Genomic DNA, 20,727 nt, shown 5'->3' with positions numbered 1-20,727 from the left:
GCTAGGCTGACCGCCATGACGGGCAGGGTGGCAGCGGTGAACCTCGGTGTGGTCACCGAGGCCGAGTGGGCCGGCGACGCGAGCGGTCGCAGCGGCATCGACAAGCGGCCGGTGGACACGCCGGTGTTGTTCCGCGTCGACGGAGTGGCCGGTGACTTCATCGGCGAGCGAGCCCACCACGGGGGCGAGGACCAGGCGGTCTACGCCTACGCGGAGGAGGACGCCGCCTGGTGGGCGACCGAACTGGGCCGGAACGTTCGGGTCGGCGGCTTCGGCGAGAACCTCACCACGTACGCGGTCGACGTGACCGGCGCGGTGATCGGCGAGCAGTGGCAGATCGGGTCCGCTCTGCTCCAGGTGACCAAGCCCCGAACCCCGTGCACCACCTTCGCCGGCTTCTGGGGCGTACCGGACCTGATCAAGCGGTTCACCGCCCGGGCACTGCCCGGGGCCTACCTGCGGGTGCTCCGCGAGGGGGAGGTGGGCCCGGGCGACCCGGTCGAAGTGGTGGACCGGCCCGCGCACGGGGTGACCATCGGCGAGGTGTTCCGGGCGACGAGCCTGGAGCCGGAGCTGCTGCCCCGGCTGCTGGAGACACCCGACCTGCCGGAGTCGATCCGGGCGAAGGCCCGCCGCCGGCTGGGGCTCTGACACAACCAGCCGAGCGGGCGCACCGGTGGGGTCGGCCGGTGCCAGTCACCGACGCGGCGCTCACCGCACCAGGACGTCCTCGATGTGGGCGGTGGTGCCGCCCCAGGCGGCCAGCGTGAGCTTCCCGCAGCCGGCAGGCGACGGCCTGCCCGGTGCGGTGCCATTCAACTGTCGGCTAGCCGAAGCATCACACCCGCGCCTCGCGTCCCGCGGCTAGCTGGCCAGGCGGGCCGGCGCCGGACGGGCCCTCGCGTTAAAAAGGGCCCCTTGTCATGCAGGAAGCGATGACAAGGGGCCCTTCCTCACGTCAGCGGAGCCAGGGGATGTTGCGGTCCAGGAGGCCGCGCTCCTTGAGTTCCTTGCGCAGCGGGATCTCGTCGTCGACGTACCCGTCCCAGTTGATGCCCCAGTAGTTCGCGGTGTGGGTGCCCTCACCGATCAGCTGGCGCTGCACCGGCGTGCGGTTGCGGTACCACTCGCCGTTCAGGTCCGGGTGCAGCTCGTCCAGCGGACGGATCCACCGGTACGTGTAGCCGACGAAGAGCATCTTGCGGGTGATGCTCGACAGGTTCGTCGACCGGGAGTGCCACTGGCGGCGGTCGAAGATGAAGGCGTCGCCCGGGTTGGCGGTGATCTCCACCGTGCCCTCCGGGTCCGGGTTGTGCACGCTGAGGTCCTTCGGCCGGGGCAGCGAGTTCCACAGGTGGCTGCCCGGGATGACCTTGGTGGCGCCGCGACCGGTCTCGGAGAGGTCGGAGAGCACGTACGCGACCTTGAGCGAGAACATCGGCCGCGGCAGGTTCGGGTCCATCGTCTCCGGGTCGGAGTTCTGGCGGTACCCGTCCTGGTGCCAGCCCCAGTACGGCTTCTCCGGCTCGAGCGCCGGCGGGGTGACGTCCAGGTGGTTGTGGTGGGTGTAGATGTTCCAGCCGGCCAGCCCCCACATGTACGGGAAGGCGATCGGGTGGGTGAGCAGCTCACCGAAGAGCTCGTCGCGCTCCAGGAAGCCCAGCAGGTGCAGGGTGCCGTCCTTCTTGGTGTTGCCCTTGGCCTGTTCCTCCGCGTAGACGCGGTCGACCGCCGCCTCCAGCGCCGCCCGGTGATCCTCGGTCAGGACGTTGCGCAGCAGGAGGAAGCCCTGCTCGTGGAACTCCTTGCGGTCAGTGTCGCTGATCGGTTCGTAGCCGGTCCGGTCGCCGTAATCGAACACCGCGTCGTACCCCTCCCCATGAGGTGAAACCATCTTGTGGCACAGGTCGCCGATCGTAACGCGCATGCCTCGGCATTGGGGAGGGCCAGCGGGGCGGGTTGACCCCGGCTGGACCGGGTGCAGCGGAACCAACACGGACGGTCAGATCTGCGTGATTAATAGCGGTGTCTGTGGGCCGTTGTCCGATTGTGCGGTGACTGCCGGTCAAGAGATCAGGGCGGCGTCACCTCGGCGAACACCTCGGCCACCACCTGACCGGTGGGGCCCTGCTCACCGTTCACCCGCCCCCAGGTGCCGTCCCGGGCCGTCCATTCCAGGCCGCCGAAGCGGACCAGCTTCACCCCGTGGTCCTGTGCGTGCGAGACCAGCCAGTGCGCGTACCGCCAGCCGTCGCGCTGGTCGCCCGCGGTCACCGCCAGCCCGGTCTGGTCCGCCGGATCGGTGCTCGACACCCCCCAGTCCAGCACCAGGTTGCGGGTCAACTGGGCGGCCGCCGCCGCGCCGCGCATCACCGGGGTACGCCCCACCGAGCAGGCGACCGCGCCGGTGGCGTCGCCCAGCAGCGCCCGGCTGAGCACCTCAGAGTCGTCGGCCCACTTCTGGTACGCCTCGGGGAACGCCGAGCGCTGCACCCGCTGGGCGGCGTCGGTGACCCGCATCGACTCCCAGCCGCGCACCTTCTTCAGCGCCGCGTAGAACCGGTTCGCCGCGTAGCGCGGGTCGCGGATCTGCTTCGGGGTGCCCCAGCCCTGGCTCGGGCGCTGCTGGAAGAGGCCGACCGAGTCACGGTCGCCGTCGGCGAGGTTGCGCAGCCCGGATTCCTGGTACGCCGTGGCGAGCGCGACCACCACGGCCCGCTCGGGCATTCCGCGCTGCGCGCCGATCGCCGCGATGGTCGCCGCGTTGGCCATCTGGTCGGCGTCCAGGGCGACCCGGCCGTCGGCCTGGACCGTGCAGGTCCGCGAGGACAGCGGCAGCCGCAGCTTGTCCCCGACCTGCCGAACGACGAGCCAGACTGCGATCACGGCGATGAGGACGAGAACCAGTCCACCCGCCACGGTTGCCCGAGTTCGCACCCACACCCCCAGATCGACAGTCCGACAAGCGTACGTCCCACGGCGACCAATCCGGGTCGTCCGACCGGTTTCGACCTGGCCGGCCCGGCCGCACCAGCCGGCGTTCCCGCTCCTACCGTGCTCTCACCTGCCCGTACCGCTCTTCCATCCGCCCCAATTCGACAATAATCGGGCATTACGCGCTACGAGCGCCGTCGGTGCGAGGTCTACCGGTCCATGGCCGAGCACCGTACGTCCTGCGGGCGTCACCTGTCGTGAGCGTCACCCCATCGATCGGGGCGCAAACGTCCGCTATCCGGACACCGAGGTTGCGCCCGTTGAAGCAGAGCAAAGGAGGCACGAACAGCAACCCCACCCGGACCGCTCAGACGTCGAGAGCGGGCACCCAGCGCGCCGGTCGTTTCTCCCGGAATGCGGTGACCCCCTCGCGTCCCTCGTCCGAGAGGAAGTAGCCGGTCGACAGAGCGGACAGCCGGGCCAGCTCAGCGCGCAGCTCGGCGGTGCCCGGTCGGCGCAGTAACTCCTTCGCGCCGGCCAGCGCACCCGGGGCGCCGCGCACCAGGGAATCGCAGTACCGGCGTACCTCCGCGTCCAGCCCGTCCGCCGGGACGGCGGCGGTGACCAGGCCGATCTCGGCCGCCCGACGGCCGTCGAAGGTGTCCCCGGTCAGGTACAGCTCGGCGGCGGCGCGCGGATGCAGGCGGGGCAGCACGGTCGCCGAGATCACCGCCGGGATCACCCCGATCCGCACCTCGGTGAAGGCGAAGGTGGCCTCGTCGGCGCAGACGGCCAGGTCGGCGGCGGCGATCAGGCCCAACCCGCCGGCCCGCGCCGGACCGGCGACCCGGGCCAGCACCGGCTTCGGGCAGTCCCAGAGCGCGGCGAGCACGTCGCCCAGCATCCCGGCCGGCACCATCCCGCTGGCGTACGCCGCGGCGGTCTCCTTCAGGTCCGCGCCCGAGCAGAAGACCGGGCCGGTGTGGTCGAGCACGATCACCCGGACCGCGTCGTCCGCCACCGCGTCGGCCAGCCCGGCCAGCAGCTGGGTCATCAGGCCGGTGGAGAGCGCGTTGCGGTTGTGCGGGCTGTCCAGGGTGAGGGTGGTCACCCCGCGGGCCGTGGAGACCCGCACGAGCACGTCGGGAGAGGTCATGCCGGGCACACTAGTGGCCATGCCCGGCGTCCTTCCAGATGGTGAGACCGTCCCCGCCGACGGATCGCTGCCCGCCACCGCCACCACCGCGGTCGGCGCGCGCGGCTTCGGCGTGTACGTCCACGTGCCGTTCTGTGCCAGCCGCTGCGGCTACTGCGACTTCAACACCTACACGGCGGCCGAGTTGGGCGGCGGCGCCAGCCGTGAGGGGTACGCCGACACCGTGCTGGCCGAGCTGGCGCTCGCCGCCCGGGTGCTCGGCGACAGCCCACCGCCGCGGGTCGACACGGTCTTCGTCGGCGGTGGCACGCCCACCCTGCTCCCCGCCGACGACCTGGCCCGCATCCTCGACGGCATCGACCGCACCTGGGGGCTGGCCGCCGACGCCGAGGTGACCACCGAGGCCAACCCGGAATCGGTCACCCCGGAGTCGCTGAAGCTGCTGCGGGCCGCCGGCTACACCCGGATCTCACTCGGCATGCAGTCCGCCTCCCCGGGGGTGCTGGCGATCCTGGACCGCAAGCACAGCGCCGGCCGGGCCACCGCCGCCGCCCTGGAGGCGCGCGAGGCCGGATTCGAGCACGTCAACCTGGACCTGATCTACGGCACCCCGGGGGAGCGGGCCGAGGACTTCGCCGCCTCGCTGGACCAGGTGGTGGCCGCCGGGGTGGACCACGTCAGCGCGTACGCCCTGATCGTGGAGGACGGCACCCGGCTGGCCGCCCGGATGCGCCGGGGCGAGCTGCCGTACCCCAGCGACGACGTCGCCGCGGACCGCTACCTGGCCGCGGAGGCCGCTCTCGACGCGGCTGGCCACTCCTGGTACGAGGTCTCCAACTGGGCCCGCACCGACGAGGCCCGGTGCCGGCACAACCTGCTCTACTGGACCGGCGCCGACTGGTGGGGGCTGGGCCCCGGGGCGCACAGCCACGTCGGCGGGGTGCGCTGGTGGAACGTCAAGCACCCGTCCGCGTACGCCCAGCGGCTGGCCGCCGGCGCGTCGCCCGGCCTGGCCCGGGAGGTGCTCACCGCCGACGAGGCGCACATGGAGGACGTGATGCTCCGGCTGCGGCTCGCCACCGGCCTGCCGCTGGCGGTGCTCGACGCCACCGGCCGGGCCGGCGCCGAGCGGGCGCTGGCCGGCGGCCTGCTGGCCGCACCGGAGTACACGGCCGGCCGGGCGGTGCTCACCCTGCGCGGCCGCCTGCTCGCCGACGCCGTGGTGCGCGACCTGCTGCCCTGAGCAGGTGCACCGGGCCGGCCGGGGGAGCGGCCGACCCGGGTCACTTGATGAAACTGGCCGACATCGGGTAGCGGTAGGGCTGACCCTCGTTGGCCTTCATGCCGGCGATGATCCCGAACAGGATCTGGATCACCACCACCGCGATGCTGGGCAGGAAGAGCAGGCACCAGCTCACGAAGAGCAGCACGAACGCGATGATCGACCAGAGGATCTGGAAGTTCAGCGCGGCCAGGGCGTGCGCGCGGACGGTCGGCGACTGCTGACCGCGGGCCAGGTAGGCGATGAGCGGGGCGACGAAGCCCAGCGGGCCGAAGCTGATCAGCGCGCCGGCAGCGCCGCCGAAGTGCGCGACCAGCGCCCAGGTCTTGTCCTCGTTGCTGGCGTAGCCGCCGCCGGGGCCGGCGTAGGCGCCGCCGGTCGGATAGCCGCCAGGGGGATAGCCCCCGGGGGGCGGGTAGCCACCGGGCGGAGGGTAGCCGCCCGACGACGGTTGGTCACCGGTGGGCGGCGGATAGCCACCGGCCGGGGGATAGCCGCCCGGGCCGGGTGCCCCGGACAGTGGTGCGGTGGGTGGCTCGGCCGAGGAGGCCGGGTCGGGTGCGGCCGGCGGGTAGGTCGGCTCCGGCGGCTGATCGCCGGGGTCTCCCGCACCGGGAGGACGAGGTGGTTCAGTCATGGATGTCACGGTAGGGGCCGGTGGCAACGCCGCACCAGAGCGACACCGCCGGGCCGGTCCGGCTGAACGGACAGCGACGGCCTTGATCATCGCGCCGGCGGGCGCGCCGACGTAGACTGGCACTCGTTACAGTCGAGTGCCAGGACGGCCCGCCGGCCCCACCGTGCCGGCGGCCGACGTGCGACAGGAGGTGCGGAGGATGGGTCTCGACGACCGCAAGCTCGCCGTGCTCCGCGCCATCGTCGAGGACTACGTCTCCACGCAGGAGCCGGTCGGCAGCAAGGCGCTGGTCGAGCGGCACCAGCTCGGTGTCTCCCCGGCCACCGTCCGTAACGACATGGCCGTGCTGGAGGAGGAGGGCTACATCCGGCAGCCGCACACCAGTGCCGGCCGGGTGCCCACCGACCGCGGCTACCGGCTCTTCGTGGACCGGCTCTCCCGGGTCAAGCCGCTTAGCCCGGCCGAGCGCCGGGCCATCGAACGCTTCCTGGTCGGCGCGGTCGACCTCGACGACGTGGTGCACCGCACCGTGCGGCTGCTCGCCCAACTGACCCGGCAGGTGGCCGTGGTGCAGTACCCGAGCCTGGCCCGCTCCTCGGTGCGCCACCTGGAACTGGTGCCGATCTCCACCACCCGGCTGATGCTCGTCATGATCGCCGACACCGGTCGGGTGGAGCAGCGGTTGGTCGAGCTGCCCGGGCCGGTGCACCCCGACGACGTCACCGACCTGCGCCGACTGGTCAACGAGAAGCTCGCCGGCGCCCGGCTGTCCGACACTCCACCGCTGGTGCAGGCGCTGGTCGAAGAGGCGCCGTCCGAGCTGCGCCCGGCGATGACCACGCTCTCCACCGTGCTGCTGGAGACGCTGGTCGAGCGGCACGAAGAACGCATCGCGCTGGCCGGCACCGCCAACCTCACCCGGGGCGGCCTGCTCGACTTCCAGGGCTCGCTGCGGCCGATCCTCGAGGCGCTGGAGGAGGAGGTCGTGCTGCTCAAGCTCATCGGCGAGACCGAGCCGAGCACGACCCGGGTGCTGATCGGCGACGAGAACGAGTTCGACAACCTGCGCGCCGCCTCGGTGGTCAGCACCGGGTACGGCCCGGGCGCCACCATCGTGGGCGGCCTGGGCGTGCTGGGGCCCACCCGGATGGACTACCCCGGCACCATCGCCACGGTGCGCGCCGTGGCACGCTACGTGGGCGAGCTGCTGGCCCAGAACTGACCAGTCAGGGCCGACGGCCGGCTGCGGCCGCCGACCGGCGCAACGCGAGACGAACATGAGGACACGGAACGCAGTGGCCAGGGACTACTACGGCATCCTCGGTGTGAGCCGGGAAGCCTCCGACGACGAAATCAAGCGCGCCTACCGCAAGCTGGCGCGCCAGTTCCACCCGGACGTCAATCCGGACCCGGAGGCTCAGGAGAAGTTCAAGGACATCAACGCCGCGTACGAGGTGCTCTCGGACGACCGGAAGCGGCAGATCGTCGACCTGGGCGGCGACCCGCTCGCTCCGGGGGGCGGCGGCGCCGGCGGCCCGGGCGGTCCGGGCGGGGCCGGCCCGTTCGTCGGGTTCCAGGACATCATGGACGCGTTCTTCGGCGGCGCGGCGGGTGGCGTGCGCGGCCCGCGCCCGCGTACCCGGCCGGGCGCCGACGCGATCCTGCGGCTGGAGCTGGACCTGCACGAGACGGCGTTCGGCGTCGAGGCGCCGATCACCGTCGACACCGCGGTGCTCTGCACCACCTGCTCCGGCGCCGGCACGGCCGCCGGCACCCACCTGGCCACCTGCGAGGCGTGCGGCGGCCGGGGCGAGGTGCAGTCGGTGCAGCGCACCTTCCTCGGCCAGGTGGTCTCCGCCCGGCCGTGCACCGTCTGCCAGGGCTACGGCACCACCATCCCGCACCCCTGCCCCACCTGCGCCGGCGACGGCCGGGTGCGCACCCGTCGCTCGCTGACCGTCAAGATCCCCGCCGGTGTCGAGGACGGCATGCGGATCCGGCTGGCCCAGCAGGGCGAAGTTGGCCCGGGTGGCGGCACCGCCGGTGACCTCTACGTGGAGATCCACGAGCGGCCGCACGACGTGTACTCCCGCAAGGGCGACGACCTGCACTGCCGGGTCACCGTCCCGATGACCGCGGCGGCGCTGGGCACCCGGCTGACCATCAAGACCCTGGACAGCGAGGAGACGGTCGACGTCAAGGCCGGCACCCAGCCCGCCAGCACGCTGCGGCTGCGCGCCCGGGGTGTGCCGCACCTGCGCGGCACCGGCCGGGGCGACCTCTACGTGCACCTGGACGTCCGGACGCCGACCAAGCTCGACCCGGACCAGGAGAAGATGCTGCGCGACTTCGCCAAGACCCGGGGCGAGGAGGTCGCCGAGCTGTCCAAGCAGGGCGGCTTCTTCTCCCGGATGCGCGACGCGTTCAACGGCCACGCCTGACCGGCTCCCGGGCTCGCCGTCCGTGCCGCCGCCGCTGCGGCTAGCCTGATCATCGTGTCCGCCCCGCTGTTCCTGGTCGAGTCGCTGCCCACCGCCGACACGATGACCCTCGACGGTCCCGAGGGGCACCACGCCGCCACCGTGCAGCGACTGCGGGTCGGCGAGGAGCTGCTGCTCGCCGATGGCCGGGGGGGCACGGCCGCCGCCGAGGTCACCGCCGTCGGCCGGGGCAGCCTGGAGCTCACCGTCACCTCCCGGGGGTACGCGGACGCGCCCGTACCCCGGCTGGCGGTCGTGCAGGGCATCGCCAAGGGTGACCGGGGCGAGCTGGCCGTGCAGGCGATGACCGAGGTCGGGGTGGACGAGATCGTGCCCTGGGCGGCGGTGCGCTCGGTGACCCAGTGGCGCGGCGACCGGGGCGTTCGGGCCCGGGACAAGTGGGTGGCCACGGCCCGGGAGGCGGCCAAGCAGGCCCGCCGCCCCTGGCTGCCGGTGGTGGCCGGGGCGCCGGACGAGTCGACGGCCACGGTGGCCCGCCGGATCGCCGGTGCCGCCGCCGCGTTCGTGCTGCACGAGGAGGCCGACGAGCGGCTGACCACCGCCGAGATGCCGTCCGCCGGGGAGATCGTCCTGGTGGTCGGCCCGGAGGGCGGCATCGCCCCGGCCGAGCTGACCGCCTTCCGCGAGGCCGGCGGCCGGCCGGTCCGGCTCGGGCCCGCAGTGCTGCGCACCTCCACCGCCGGGGTGGCGGCGCTCAGCGTGCTCGCCACCCGCCTCAACCGCTGGTAACTCCCCGCCCAAGCGCCCGCACCCCCCGCCCCCCGCCCCCGGTCCCCGCCTCCCGGCCGCGCCTCCCCGCCTCCTGTCCCCGTTGATCTAGGGCATATCGCCGTTGTTGGAGATCCACTAGCGACGAAACGCCCTAGATCGACGGGGAAGAGGGGCGGGGCGCGGCGCGCGGCGGGCGGCGTCGCGGTGGGTGGGGCGGTTAGCTGCGGAGGTAGGAGGCGCCGTTGAGGTCGACGATGGTGCCGGAGGCCCACTCGGCCTGTGGCGAGGCCAACCAGTGCACCGCGGCGGCGATCTCCTCCGGCCGGCCCACCCGGTCGAACGGGCTCTGCGCCCGGATCGCCGCGCCCTGCTCACCGCGCAGGTGCTCGGTGGTCATGTCGGTCGAGACGAAGCCCGGCGCGACGGTGGCGACCGCGATGCCGTACGGCGCGAGCGCCACGGCGAGGGACTGGCCCAGCGCGTTCAGTCCCGCCTTGCTGGCGCCGTACGCCGGCTGCGCCGGCTCGCCGCGGAACGCGCCCCGGGACGAGACGTTGACGATCCGCCCGCCGCGCTCCCGCATGTGCTGCGCGGCACACCAGGTGACGTTGCCGGCGCCGGTCAGGTTGGTCTCCAGCACCTGCCGCCAGCGCTTCTGCCACTGCTCGTAGGAGGCGCCGAAGATCGGGTGCGGGTCGTCCCGCTCGCCGTACACCCCGGCGTTGTTGACCAGCACGTCCAGGCCGCCGAGCAGGTCGGCGGCCCGGTCGACCATGGCCCGGACGGCGTCCGGGTCGGTGAGGTCGGCGCGGACCACGACGTGCCCCGCGCCGGGCAGTTCGGCGCGTAGCGCCTCGGCCGCGTCCGCGGAGTCGCGATGGTGGATGGCCACCCGGTCGCCGCCGGCCGCGAACGCCCTCGCCACCGCCCGGCCGATCCCGCGCGAGGCCCCGGTCACCAGTACCGCCCGATCCGTCATGGCGGCCATCCTGCCGTAGCTGCCGCGGATGTTGAGAAGGGACCCTTCCTCTACCGGAGGCGTCAACAAGGGTCCCTTCCTTACACTGCCCCGATGGGATCCGATTGCCTGTTCTGCCGCATCGTCGCCGGGGAGATCCCGGCCACCGTGGTCCGGGAGACCGCCACCACGCTCGCCTTCCGCGACATCGGCCCGAAGGCGCCGGTGCACGTCGTGGTGATTCCGAAGGAGCACTACGCCGATGTCGCCACCCTCGCCCAGGGTGACCCGGCGCTGGCCGGGGAGGTGCTGGCCACGGCCGCCGCGGTGGCCGAGGACGAGGGCCTGCTCGGCGACGGTTTCCGGCTGATGTTCAACACCGGCGCGTACGGCGGGCAGGAGGTGTTCCACGCGCACGCGCACCTGCTCGGTGGCGCGCCGCTCGGCCCGATGCTCGCCAGGGACCTGGCGTGAGCACTGAGGCGGTGTCCACCGGGACCGTGGACGAGCGGTTGGGCCGGCTGGTCCGCCGGGTGCAGGCCGATGCCCGGGTGCCGGCGGTGTCGGCGGCGCTGCACCGGGCCGACCGTCCGCTCTGGAGCTGCGCCGTGGGCGGTACCGGCACCGACAGCCCGCTGGGGTCGCGCACCCAGTTCCGGATCGGCTCGGTCACCAAGACCTTCACCGCGGTGCTCACCCTCCAGTGCCGCGACGACGGTCTGCTGGACCTGGACGACCCGGTGGGCAGGCACCTGGACCTGCCGGCGCACGGTGAGCTGACCGTCCGCCGGCTGCTGTCGCACACCGGTGGCCTGCAACGCGAGCCGTTCGGCGACGTCTGGGACAGCCTGCGCGCGCCGGACGCCGAGCAGTTGGTGGCCGAGCTGCACCGGGCTGAGCGCGTACTGCCGCCGGCCCGCCGCTTCCACTACTCGAACCTCGGCCTGGCCGTGCTCGGCCAGCTGGTCGCGCGGCTGCGCGGCGGCAGTTGGGCGGAGGTGCTCGCCGAGCGGGTGCTGACGCCGCTGGGGCTGACCGACACCGCCGTGACTCCCGGGCCGGCGGCGGCCACCGGGTTCCTCGTCGACGCGTACTCCGACGAGGCGCACCCGGAGCCGCCGACCGACTTCGGCGCGGTCGGCCCGGCCGCCCAGCTCTGGAGCACCGCGACCGACATGGCCCGCTGGGCGGCGTTCCTCGCCGACCCGGCGGCGCTGGACCCGGCGGGCGCGGTGCTCGCCCCCGCCACGCTGGACGAGATGCGCTGGCCGGTGACCACCACCGACGAAACGCTCTGGGGCGCCGGCTTCGGGCTCGGGCTGATCCTGGTGCCGCAGGGCGAGCGGGTGGTGCACGTGGGGCACGACGGGGCGATGCCCGGTTTCCTGGCCGCGGTGTACGGCCGGCGGGGCGGCGACGGCACGGCGGGCGCGATGGGCGCCGCGGTGCTCGGCTCGTCCGGTACGGCGGCGGAGCTGTTCGACCTGCCGCACCGGCTGCTCGCCGCGGCGGTCGAGCACGACCCGGCCGAGATCGAGCCGTGGCGGCCCGGCGCACCCGCTCCGGCAGCCCTGCGGGGTCTGCTCGGCCGCTGGTGGGGCGAGGGTTTCGAGTACGTCTTCTCCTGGCACGACGGCACGCTGCGGGCACGTGGGGCGGGCGACCCGGCGGGACGTCCACCGGCGATCTTCGCCCCGCTGCCGGACCGGCCGGACGTGTTCCGCACGGTCTCCGGTCGGGAGGCCGGCGAGCTGCTGCGGCTGACTCGGGACGAATCGGGCGCCGTGGTCCGGATGCACTGGGCGACGTACCGCTTCACCCGCCACCAGGAGACCTTCGAGCGGTACGACTTCCGGGCCGGGAGTTGATCGCGGCCAGCGGAAATGGACGCGATGCGGGCCGCGTTGAACGGATACGATGGGGGTAACGTCCGCACGCCGTGCCAGCAGGGCCGGCGCCGAGATCGAGAGCAGGTGCGCAGGGCCCTTCGGCCCGACCTATGACTGGCACCCCACCTCCCGGCCCGCCCCGGGTGCAGACCAGGATCACCGTGCCCGACTCGAAGATCATGGTCAATCTGCTCGGCGCAGGTGACGAGATCCTGCGACTCGTCGAACGCTCGGTCACCAGTGACGTGCACGTTCGCGGCAACGAGATCACCATCACCGGTGCGCCCGCGGACAACGCCCTCGCCGAGCGGGTCTTCACTGAGCTGCTCGAACTCATCGAGAAAGGCGAGACCCTGACCACTGACGCGGTTCGGCGCACCGTCGGCATGCTCGAGCAGGGCAGCGCCGAGCGGCCCGCCGACGTCCTGACCCTCAACATCCTTTCCCGACGCGGGCGCACCATCCGCCCCAAGACCCTCGGGCAGAAGCGGTACGTCGACGCGATCGACTCGCACACCATCGTCTTCGGCATCGGCCCGGCCGGCACCGGCAAGACCTACCTGGCCATGGCGAAGGCCGTCCAGGCGTTGCAGGCCAAGCAGGTCAACCGGATCATCCTGACCCGGCCGGCGGTCGAGGCGGGTGAGCGACTGGGCTTCCTGCCCGGCACGCTGAACGAGAAGATCGACCCGTACCTGCGCCCGCTCTACGACGCGCTGCACGACATGCTCGACCCGGAGTCGATCCCGAAGCTGATGGCCGCGGGCACGATCGAGGTCGCCCCGCTGGCGTACATGCGTGGCCGGACGCTCAACGACGCGTTCATCATCCTGGACGAGGCGCAGAACACGACGCCCGAGCAGATGAAGATGTTCCTCACCCGGCTCGGCTTCAATTCCAAGATCGTCGTCACCGGTGACGTCACCCAGGTGGACCTTCCCGGCGGCACGACCAGCGGTCTGCGGGTGGTCCGGGAGATCCTGGAAAACGTCGAGGACGTGCACTTCGCCCAGTTGTCCAGCTCCGACGTGGTCCGCCACCAGCTGGTCGGGCAGATCGTCGACGCGTACGCCCGCTGGGACGCCGAGCGGGAGACCCAGCAGGCGCAGGGCGTCCACGCGGTGCCCGGGCGACCCGCCCAGGGCGGCCGGGCCGGCCGCCGCCGCTAAAGCAGAGGAAAGCAGTTGTCCATCGAGATCGCCAACGAGTCCGGTGTCGAGGTCGACACCGACGCCGTGCTCGCCGTCGCCCGGCACGCCCTCGACGAGATGGGGGTCAACCCCCTCGCCGAGCTGTCCGTGCTGCTGGTCGACATCGACTACATGACCGAGCTGAACCACCGCTGGATGGGTGGCGAAGGCCCGACCGACGTGCTCGCGTTCCCCATGGACGAGGGCAGCGTCGACCACGGCCCGGGCGAGACCGCCCCGTCCGGCGGCGAGCCGGCCCTGCTCGGCGACATCGTGCTCTGCCCGGAGGTGGCGGCCAAGCAGGCGGCGACCGCCGGGCACGCTCCGGCCGACGAGCTGCACCTGCTCACCGTGCACGGGGTGCTGCACCTGCTCGGCTACGACCACGCCGAGCCGGAGGAGGAGCGGGAGATGTTCGCGCTCCAGGCCCGACTGCTGGCGAGCTGGCGGTCGACCCGCACCCAGTGATGCCCACTCCGCTACTGGCGGCCGGCCCCACGGCCGGCCTGCCCGACCTGCAACTGATCGTCTTCGCGGCCGGCCTCGTGGTGCTGGCCGGCCTGATCGCGATGACCGAGGCGGCGCTCGCCGCGGTCTCGCCGGCCCGGGCCGCCGAACTGGCCCGGGACGGCGTGCGCGGCGCCCGTACCCTCCAGACCGTCGTCGCCGACGTGGTCCGGCACCTCAACCTGCTGCTGCTGTTGCGGCTGCTCGCCGAGCTGACCGCCACCACGCTGGTGGCGCTGGTCGCGGTGGACACTTTCGGCGCCGGCTGGCGGGCCGCGCTGGTCACCGCCGGCGCGATGACCGTGGTCAGCTTCGTGGTGGTCGGGGTCGCCCCGCGCACCATCGGCCGGCAGCACGCGTACGCCGTGGGGCGGGCGGTGGCGCCGCTGGTCCGCTGGCTGGGCCGGGCGCTTAACCCGCTCGCGTCGCTGCTCATCCTCATCGGCAACGCGGTCACCCCGGGGCGCGGCTTCCGGGAGGGACCGTTCGCCACCCAGGTGGAGCTGCGTGAGCTGGTCGACCTGGCCGAGCAGCGCGGGGTGGTCGAGCACGGCGAGCGACAGATGATCCACTCGGTCTTCGCGCTCGGCGACACCATCGCCCGTGAGGTGATGGTGCCGCGTACCGAGATGGTGTGGATCGAGGAGGGCAAGACCCTCGCACAGGCGCTGGCGCTCTTCCTGCGGTCCGGCTTCTCCCGCATCCCGGTGATCGGCGAGAGCGTCGACGATGTGCTGGGTGTGCTCTACCTCAAGGACCTGATCCGGCGGTCGCGGGGCGGTGACCCGGACGCCGAGCAGTTGCCGGTGGCCGAGCTGATGCGTCCGGCCACCTTCGTACCGGAGTCCAAGCCGGTCGATGACCTGCTGTCGGAGATGCAGGCGGCCCGTAACCACCTGGTCATCGTGGTCGACGAGTACGGCGGCACCGGCGGCCTGGTCACGATCGAGGACATCCTGGAGGAGATCGTCGGTGAGATCACCGACGAGTACGATGTCGAACGCCCGCCGGTCGAACGCCTGGCGGACTCCTCGGTGCGGGTGACCGCCCGCCTGCCGGTGGAGAATCTGGGCGAGCTGTTCGACACCGATCTGCCCACCGATGAGGTGGAGACGGTCGGTGGCCTGCTCGCCCAGTCGCTGGGGCGGGTGCCGATCCCCGGAGCGCAGGTCGAGGTGGCCGGCCTCCGGCTGGTCGCCGAGGGCACCACCGGCCGGCGCAACCGCATCGACACCGTCCTGGTCAGCCGGGCGGAGCCCGGCGACGAGCAGGACACCGCGGGGCGTGGCGAGCAGGCCGGTCCCGGGGACGACCAGGACCACTATCGAGACGAGGAGAGGCAACCCGCCGATGCCTGACACACCCGCCGCGCCCGCCGCCCGGCCCACCCCCACCGCGCCGGCCCCGCTGAGCGCCGAGGACGCCAAGCTGGTCGTCCTGGCCCGGGGAGCCCGTGGGCGGGTCGGTGCCGTTGAGGGCGCCGCGGTCCGGGACCAGGATGGCCGGACGTACGCGACGGCCAGCGTAGCGCTGCCCTCGCTAACCCTCACGGCGTTGCAACTGGCGGTGGCCTCGGCCGTGGCGGCCGGGGCGAGCCGGCTGGAGGCGGCGGTGGTGGTGACCGAGGCGTCGACGCTGGACGGCGCCGGGCACGCCGCGGTGCGCGACCTCGCGGTGGACGCGCCGATCCACGTGGCGGCGCCGGACGGCACGGTGCTCGGCACGGTGACCCAGTGACGCCGGTGCAGGATCCGGACGGTCGCCCGTACCGGGCCGGGTTCGGCTGCTTCGTCGGCCGGCCCAACGCCGGCAAGTCCACGCTGACCAACGCCATCATCGGCACCAAGATCGCGATCACCTCGAACAAGCCGCAGACCACCCGGCACGTCATCCGGGCCGTGCTGCACCGACCGGAGTCGCAGCTGGTCCTGGTCGACACGCCGGGCCTGCACCGCCCCCGTACGCTGCTCGGCGAGCGCCTCAACGACCTGGTCCGATCGACCTGGACCGAGGTCGACGTGATCGGCCTGTGCATTCCAGCCAACGAGCCGGTCGGACGGGGCGACCGATTCATCACCGGCGAGCTGGCCGGGTTGAAGGCGACCGTGCTGGCGGTGGTCACCAAGACCGACCTGGTGGACAAGCGTCGGCTGGCCGAGCAGCTGCTCGCGGTCAGCGAGATGGGCGAGTTCGCCGCGGTGGTGCCGGTGAGCGCCGTCTCCGGGCACCAGGTGGACACCCTGGTTGACGTGATGACCGGCTACCTGCCGCCGTCGCCGCAGCTCTACCCGGACGACATGCTGACCGACGACCCGGAGCAGGTGATGGTCGCGGAGTTGATCCGGGAGGCCGCCCTGGAAGGGGTCCGCGACGAGCTGCCGCACTCCATCGCCGTGGTGGTGGAGGAGATGGTCCCCGAGGGTCAGGTCATGAAGATCTACGCCGACCTGTACGTGGAGCGGCCCAGCCAGAAGGCGATCGTGCTCGGTCACCGAGCGAGCCGACTCAAGGAGGTCGGCACCAACGCCCGCAAGCAGATCGAGGAGCTGCTCGGCACCCGGGTCTACCTGGACCTGCACGTGCGGGTGGCGAAGGAGTGGCAGCGCGACCCGAAGCAGCTGCGCAAGCTGGGCTTCTGACCGACTCACCGGTCCGGCCGGGCTTCCGGTCGGGCCGGTCAGGGGTGCCAGGGCATGATCGTCTTCGGTCGCGCGGATGGCACGGTTCACGTTTGGTCGGGGCCGCCGCCGTTTGGCGCCGGCGGCGCGCAGGGTAGGGGAGGTACGCCCGGCGCCCCCGACCCAGATGCAGGCTGATGCGCAACAGGTACCTCGATCTGCTCCGTTTCCTCGCCATCGTCCGGGTGGTCGTCTACCACGTCACCGGGTGGGCGACCCTCACCCTCGTCTTCCCGGCCATGTCGGTGATGTTCGCGCTGGCCGGCTCCCTGATGGCCGCCTCGCTGGCCCGCTCTGGACCGGCGGCGGTCGGCCGCCGGCTGCGCCGGTTGCTGCCGTCGCTGTGGGTGTTGGCGGTGATCTTCGTGCCGGCCATGCTGCTCACCGGGCTGCCGGCGTCCTCCCGGCTGCTGCTGTGGCTGTTTCCGATCGCCGATCCACCGGCCAACCACTGGGGCGCCCTGGCGCTGAGCGTCATCTGGTACCTGCGCGACTACCTGTGGTTCGTGCTCGCCTCACCGGTCGCGTTCTGGCTGTTCCGGCGCGCCCCGCTGCCCACTCTGCTCGCCCCGTACCTCCTGCTGGTGGCGATCGAGGCGGGGATCTACCCGGCGCCGCCGGTACTGCGCGAGTTCGGGCTCTACTTCGGCGCGTGGCTGCTCGGCTTCGCCCACCACGCCGGGATGCTGCGCCGCCTCGCCGGCCGGGTGCTCTACCCGGTGGCGCTGACGCTCGCGCTGGCCGGCGGGGCCTGGATCATCTCGCATCCGGGCCCACGCGGGTACGACCTCAACGACAACCACCTCGGCAACGCCCTCTGGTCCGCCGCGTTCATCCTGATCGTGCTGGGTCGGGCACCGGCGGGGATCGCCTGGTTGGGGCGTAGCCGGCTGGCCGACCGGGTGGTGACCGTGGTCAATCGGCGGGCGCTGACCGTCTACCTCTGGCACATGCCGTTCGTGGTGGCGCTCACCCCGCTGGTGGACGTGGTCGGCTGGTCCCACCAGGATCCGCTGGGACTGGCCGTGCGGGTCTTGCTGGTCTTCGCGCTGGTGGGGCTGGTCACCCTTGCCGTCGGCTGGGTCGAGGACGTCGCCGCCCGCCGACCCGCGGAGCTGGTGCCCGGTGGTCGACCGCGCCCCGCCGCACCGCCGGCCCGGTCCGGCGCCGACACGGCAGGCCGGTCCGGAGCTCGTCCGGCGGGGAAGACCGCCGGACGAGCGGTGGTGCCGGCGCAGCGGGTGGCCGGGGAGGCGGCCACCGTCGAGGTCACCGCTGGCTGATCGTGACGTTGCCGCTGCCGGCCGAACCGTCGAGCACCAGGGACGCGGCCGGGTTGTCGGCGACGGTGATCCGCTCGTCACCGGATCCGGCGTTGGCTCGGACCCGGTAGCTGCCCGCCGGCACCAGCAGGGTGACGTCCCCGCTGGAGGCGTGCGCCCGGGCCGAGGCGGGCGTCTCCAGCTCGACGGTGACATTGCCGGAGCTGGCCTCGGCGTCGACCGTGCCGCCCAGCCGGCGCGCCGTGATGTCCCCGGACGAGGCACGCAGCCGTACCGCCGCGCTGGTCTCACTCACCTCGATGTTGCCCGAACGGGTCTCCACCCCGAGCGCGCCGGAGGCGTCGGCGACGCGCACGTCACCCGAGCCCAGTCGCACCTCCACCGTGCCGACCCGGCTCAGCTCGATGTTGCCGGAGCCGACCTCGCCCTGCACGCCCACACCCTCCGGCACGGTCACCTCGTAGGAGATGCTGCATCGCGAGCCACAGTCGGTGTCCAGCACCAGTTCGCTGCCCTCGATCTCGTACCTGGCGTTGTCCGGTTCGCCGCCCTGGTAGCGCACCACCCGCTTGATCCGCGCCTGCCCGGCCGGGCCGGTGCCCCGGACCACCACATCGCCGGAGCCCCCCTGGACCCGGATCGTGGTGATCTTCACCGTCTCGGTGTCGTCGTAGTCGAGCCGGCGGAAGGACAGGTTGTCGCACCCGGCGAGCAGGATGAGGGCAGTGGCCATGCCGAGCGCGATGGGGGCGCTAGCGTGGCGACGGGAGCCGGTGCGGATTTCGTGCAGTGCCATGGCGAGCACGCTACGGCCGGTCACCGGCCCGGCGCATCGGGGTTCGTCCGCGCATCCACCCCGAACCGACCCTGATTTCACACCCCGAGGGAGAATGGTCCGATGGCCGGGTACCGCCGACAGCTCTACCGCGACGACGCGGTGGTGCTGCGCGTGCAGAAGCTCGGCGAGTCCGACCGGATCATCACCCTGCTGACGCGCCGGCACGGCCGGCTGCGCGCGGTGGCCCGGGGGATCCGCCGCACCACCAGCAAGTTCGGCGCCCGGCTGGAGCCGTTCGGCCACGTCGATCTTCAGCTCGCCGGCGACCCGAAGGGCAACCTGGGCAGCTCGCTGCACACCGTCAGCCAGGTCGAGGGCATCGACCTGTACGGCAAGCGGTTCCTCGGTGACTATCCCCGCTACACGGCGGCCAGCGCGATCGCCGAGACCGCCGAGCGGCTGACCCCGGTGGAGCGGGAGCCGTCGCTGCGGCTGTTCCAGCTCACCGTGGGCGCGCTGAAGGCGCTGTCCCGGGGCGAGCACGCCACCACCCTGGTGCTCGACGCGTACCTGCTGCGCGGGATGGCCCTCGCGGGCTGGGCGCCGGCGCTGATCGCGTGCGCGGTCTGCGGCACGCCGGGGCGGCACCGGGCGTTCTCCGTGCCGGCCGGCGGCGCGGTCTGCCCGGACTGCCGGCCGCCCGGCGCGGCCCATCCCGCCCCGGCCACCATCGACCTGATGTCCGCGCTGACCACCGGCGACTGGGTGATCGCCGACGCCACCGAGACCGGCGTACGCCGGGAGTGCAGTGGCCTGGTGGCGGCTCACCTGCAGTGGCACCTGGAACGCGCGCTACGCTCGCTGCCGCTGGTCGACCGGGGTCCCTCGGTGGCCGGCGCGGTCCCGCCGCCGGGCGGCGCCGGGGCCCCGACGCTCCGGCCGCACGGCGACGTGGAGGCCGGGGCGGACGGTGCGAGCAGGGAGAGAGCCGAGTGATCCGATCGATGAGGGCCGGCCGGCGCGAGCCGATGCCGCCGACACCGCACCCGTCGGGCGCCCGGCCGCCGGCGCTGCCCACCGAGGCGGTTCCGAAGCACGTCGCCGTGGTGATGGACGGCAACGGTCGGTGGGCCAAGGAGCGCGGGCTGCCCCGCACCAAGGGTCACGAGGCGGGGGAGCACAGCCTCTTCGACACCATCGAGGGCGCCATCGAGATGGGCATCCCCTACCTGTCGGCGTACGCCTTCTCCACCGAGAACTGGCGCCGCTCACCCGACGAGGTCCGGTTCCTGATGGGGTTCAACCGGGACGTCATTCGCCGTCGCCGCGACCAGCTGGTCGATCTCGGCGTCCGGGTGGTCTGGTCGGGCCGGCCCGGGCGGTTGTGGAAGAGCGTCATCTCCGAGTTGCAGACCGCCGAGGAGATGTCCCGCGGCAACTCGACACTGACCCTGCAGTTCTGCGTCAACTACGGCGGGCAGGCGGAGATCGGCGACGCCGCCGCCGCGATCGCCCGCGACGTGGCGGCCGGCCGGCTGGATCCGGCGAAGGTCACCGAGAAGACCGTGGCGAAGTACCTTTACCACCCGGAGATCCCGGAGGTGGACCTGTTCCTCCGCCCCTCCGGCGAGGAGCGCATCTCCAACTTCCTGCTCTGGCAGACCGCGTACGCCGAGCTGGTCTTCCTGGACACGCTCTGGCCGGATTTCGACCGCCGTCACCTCTGGTACGCGTGCGAGCTGTACGCCCAGCGCGACCGGCGGTTCGGCGGGGCGCTGCCCAACCCGGTCGCCCCGGTGGGCTGAGCCGAGGCTTACCGGCACGTCACGCTGGGTATCACCCCTGTCAGGAGCCACTGACGGAGGTGAACCCACATGATCCAGAAGCGCATCGCACAGTGGGCGGTGATGGCGGTCGCGGTGCCACTGGCCGCGGCCGGCGCCCGCCGGCTCAGCCACACCCTGGAGGCCCGGCGTGGTCCCTCCGGGGTGACCCGGCTGCTGACCCGGGGCGCCGACATGATCCGCCCCCAGAAGGCCAAGCGCCGCCGATTCTGGTAACTCGCGACCCCAGGCGCCGTCCCCGTCTTCCCGGGGGCGGCGCCTCTGCATGCCCACCGGCGGGGGGTGCGCGTCAGTGGCTGCGGGGTGTGGTGATTTCCCAGGTTGTGGGGGATGGGGGCGGGTAGGGTCCGAGAGGGGCGGAACCGTGTCGGTCGGAGGT

Annotated in this window: 22 protein-coding genes; 16 read left to right on the top strand and 6 right to left on the bottom strand. The window is 72.8% G+C overall.

Going from position 1 to position 20,727, the window contains the following annotated elements; translation table 11 throughout:
- Positions 1 to 15 precede the first annotated feature (15 nt).
- Positions 16 to 651 (top strand): MOSC domain-containing protein, encoded by a 636-nt coding sequence (locus tag BUS84_RS16585; RefSeq protein WP_074313635.1) that lies wholly within the window; start codon positions 16 to 18, stop codon positions 649 to 651.
- Positions 652 to 958: 307 nt separating this feature from the next.
- Here the strand turns inward: BUS84_RS16585 and BUS84_RS16580 are convergent, their stop codons facing one another.
- From BUS84_RS16580 to BUS84_RS16570, 3 genes are all read right to left on the bottom strand, one after another.
- Complete coding sequence (locus BUS84_RS16580; RefSeq protein ID WP_244298607.1) at positions 959 to 1,927, bottom strand: phytanoyl-CoA dioxygenase family protein; 969 nt, start codon at positions 1,925 to 1,927, stop codon at positions 959 to 961.
- A 146-nt stretch (positions 1,928 to 2,073) separates the two neighbouring features.
- The gene (locus BUS84_RS16575; protein WP_074313633.1) at positions 2,074 to 2,943 is read right to left on the bottom strand and encodes a hypothetical protein; all 870 of its coding nucleotides are present in this window, start codon (positions 2,941 to 2,943) and stop codon (positions 2,074 to 2,076) included.
- 358 nt (positions 2,944 to 3,301) lie between these two features.
- The gene (locus BUS84_RS16570) at positions 3,302 to 4,090 is read right to left on the bottom strand and encodes an enoyl-CoA hydratase-related protein (RefSeq protein WP_074318858.1); all 789 of its coding nucleotides are present in this window, start codon (positions 4,088 to 4,090) and stop codon (positions 3,302 to 3,304) included.
- Between the two features lie 19 nt (positions 4,091 to 4,109).
- Between BUS84_RS16570 and hemW the strand changes: the two genes are divergently transcribed.
- Complete coding sequence (hemW, locus tag BUS84_RS16565; protein ID WP_208869861.1) at positions 4,110 to 5,333, top strand: radical SAM family heme chaperone HemW; 1,224 nt, start codon at positions 4,110 to 4,112, stop codon at positions 5,331 to 5,333.
- 40 nt (positions 5,334 to 5,373) lie between these two features.
- Here hemW and BUS84_RS16560 read toward each other — a convergent pair whose 3' ends face one another.
- Entirely contained in the window at positions 5,374 to 6,009 is a 636-nt protein-coding gene (locus BUS84_RS16560; protein WP_074313629.1) for a DUF4870 domain-containing protein, read from the bottom strand.
- Positions 6,010 to 6,208: 199 nt separating this feature from the next.
- Here BUS84_RS16560 and hrcA point away from each other — a divergent pair, with 199 nt between their 5' ends.
- The 3 genes from hrcA to BUS84_RS16545 all read left to right on the top strand — a co-directional run bounded on the left by hrcA (position 6,209) and on the right by BUS84_RS16545 (position 9,239).
- Positions 6,209 to 7,231 (top strand): heat-inducible transcriptional repressor HrcA, encoded by a 1,023-nt coding sequence (gene hrcA / locus BUS84_RS16555; protein ID WP_074313627.1) that lies wholly within the window; start codon positions 6,209 to 6,211, stop codon positions 7,229 to 7,231.
- Between the two features lie 73 nt (positions 7,232 to 7,304).
- Positions 7,305 to 8,450, top strand: coding sequence for a molecular chaperone DnaJ (gene dnaJ, locus BUS84_RS16550; RefSeq protein ID WP_208869860.1), 1,146 nt, complete (start codon positions 7,305 to 7,307; stop codon positions 8,448 to 8,450).
- 54 nt (positions 8,451 to 8,504) lie between these two features.
- Positions 8,505 to 9,239 (top strand): 16S rRNA (uracil(1498)-N(3))-methyltransferase, encoded by a 735-nt coding sequence (locus tag BUS84_RS16545; RefSeq protein ID WP_074313623.1) that lies wholly within the window; start codon positions 8,505 to 8,507, stop codon positions 9,237 to 9,239.
- A 199-nt stretch (positions 9,240 to 9,438) separates the two neighbouring features.
- Here BUS84_RS16545 and BUS84_RS16540 read toward each other — a convergent pair whose 3' ends face one another.
- The gene (locus BUS84_RS16540; RefSeq protein WP_074318857.1) at positions 9,439 to 10,200 is read right to left on the bottom strand and encodes an SDR family NAD(P)-dependent oxidoreductase; all 762 of its coding nucleotides are present in this window, start codon (positions 10,198 to 10,200) and stop codon (positions 9,439 to 9,441) included.
- 93 nt (positions 10,201 to 10,293) lie between these two features.
- Here BUS84_RS16540 and BUS84_RS16535 point away from each other — a divergent pair, with 93 nt between their 5' ends.
- From BUS84_RS16535 to BUS84_RS16500, 8 genes are all read left to right on the top strand, one after another.
- Positions 10,294 to 10,653 carry a histidine triad nucleotide-binding protein gene (locus tag BUS84_RS16535; RefSeq protein ID WP_074313621.1) on the top strand — a complete coding sequence of 120 codons (360 nt, stop codon included), beginning with the start codon at positions 10,294 to 10,296 and terminating at the stop codon, positions 10,651 to 10,653.
- Positions 10,650 to 12,047 (top strand): serine hydrolase domain-containing protein, encoded by a 1,398-nt coding sequence (locus BUS84_RS16530; protein WP_244298606.1) that lies wholly within the window; start codon positions 10,650 to 10,652, stop codon positions 12,045 to 12,047. The genes BUS84_RS16535 and BUS84_RS16530 overlap by 4 nt, the downstream gene beginning before the upstream one ends.
- A gap of 131 nt (positions 12,048 to 12,178) precedes the next feature.
- Complete coding sequence (locus BUS84_RS16525) at positions 12,179 to 13,237, top strand: PhoH family protein (protein WP_074313619.1); 1,059 nt, start codon at positions 12,179 to 12,181, stop codon at positions 13,235 to 13,237.
- Positions 13,238 to 13,252: 15 nt separating this feature from the next.
- Positions 13,253 to 13,726, top strand: a complete 474-nt coding sequence (gene ybeY, locus BUS84_RS16520) for an rRNA maturation RNase YbeY (protein ID WP_074313617.1) — start codon at positions 13,253 to 13,255, stop codon at positions 13,724 to 13,726.
- Positions 13,702 to 15,123 (top strand): hemolysin family protein, encoded by a 1,422-nt coding sequence (locus tag BUS84_RS16515; RefSeq protein WP_425293488.1) that lies wholly within the window; start codon positions 13,702 to 13,704, stop codon positions 15,121 to 15,123. The genes ybeY and BUS84_RS16515 overlap by 25 nt, the downstream gene beginning before the upstream one ends.
- A complete protein-coding gene (locus BUS84_RS16510) occupies positions 15,116 to 15,502 on the top strand; it encodes a cytidine deaminase (protein ID WP_074313614.1) in 387 nt (128 codons plus the stop codon). The genes BUS84_RS16515 and BUS84_RS16510 overlap by 8 nt, the downstream gene beginning before the upstream one ends.
- 5 nt (positions 15,503 to 15,507) lie before the next feature.
- Entirely contained in the window at positions 15,508 to 16,404 is an 897-nt protein-coding gene (era, locus tag BUS84_RS16505) for a GTPase Era (RefSeq protein WP_143728639.1), read from the top strand.
- 176 nt (positions 16,405 to 16,580) lie between these two features.
- Positions 16,581 to 17,726: an acyltransferase family protein gene (locus BUS84_RS16500; RefSeq protein WP_074313610.1), complete on the top strand. Its 1,146-nt coding sequence runs from the start codon at positions 16,581 to 16,583 to the stop codon at positions 17,724 to 17,726.
- Here the strand turns inward: BUS84_RS16500 and BUS84_RS16495 are convergent.
- Positions 17,713 to 18,522 (bottom strand): DUF4097 family beta strand repeat-containing protein, encoded by an 810-nt coding sequence (locus BUS84_RS16495; RefSeq protein ID WP_074318855.1) that lies wholly within the window; start codon positions 18,520 to 18,522, stop codon positions 17,713 to 17,715. The two genes, BUS84_RS16500 and BUS84_RS16495, sit on opposite strands and share 14 nt — an antisense overlap.
- 102 nt (positions 18,523 to 18,624) lie before the next feature.
- Between BUS84_RS16495 and recO the strand changes: the two genes are divergently transcribed.
- The 3 genes from recO (at position 18,625) to BUS84_RS16480 (ending at position 20,564) form a co-directional block, all read left to right on the top strand.
- Positions 18,625 to 19,500, top strand: coding sequence for a DNA repair protein RecO (gene recO / locus BUS84_RS16490; protein ID WP_074313608.1), 876 nt, complete (start codon positions 18,625 to 18,627; stop codon positions 19,498 to 19,500).
- A 32-nt stretch (positions 19,501 to 19,532) separates the two neighbouring features.
- Positions 19,533 to 20,309: an isoprenyl transferase gene (locus BUS84_RS16485; protein WP_121655422.1), complete on the top strand. Its 777-nt coding sequence runs from the start codon at positions 19,533 to 19,535 to the stop codon at positions 20,307 to 20,309.
- Positions 20,310 to 20,378: 69 nt separating this feature from the next.
- Positions 20,379 to 20,564, top strand: a complete 186-nt coding sequence (locus tag BUS84_RS16480) for a hypothetical protein (protein WP_074313604.1) — start codon at positions 20,379 to 20,381, stop codon at positions 20,562 to 20,564.
- Positions 20,565 to 20,727: the final 163 nt, after the last annotated feature.

Origin of the sequence: Micromonospora cremea (assembly GCF_900143515.1) — a bacterium.
GTDB lineage: Bacteria > Actinomycetota > Actinomycetes > Mycobacteriales > Micromonosporaceae > Micromonospora > Micromonospora cremea.
The sequence above is the reverse complement of the archived record's forward strand: the minus strand, read 5'-3'. Positions and strand labels throughout refer to the sequence as shown.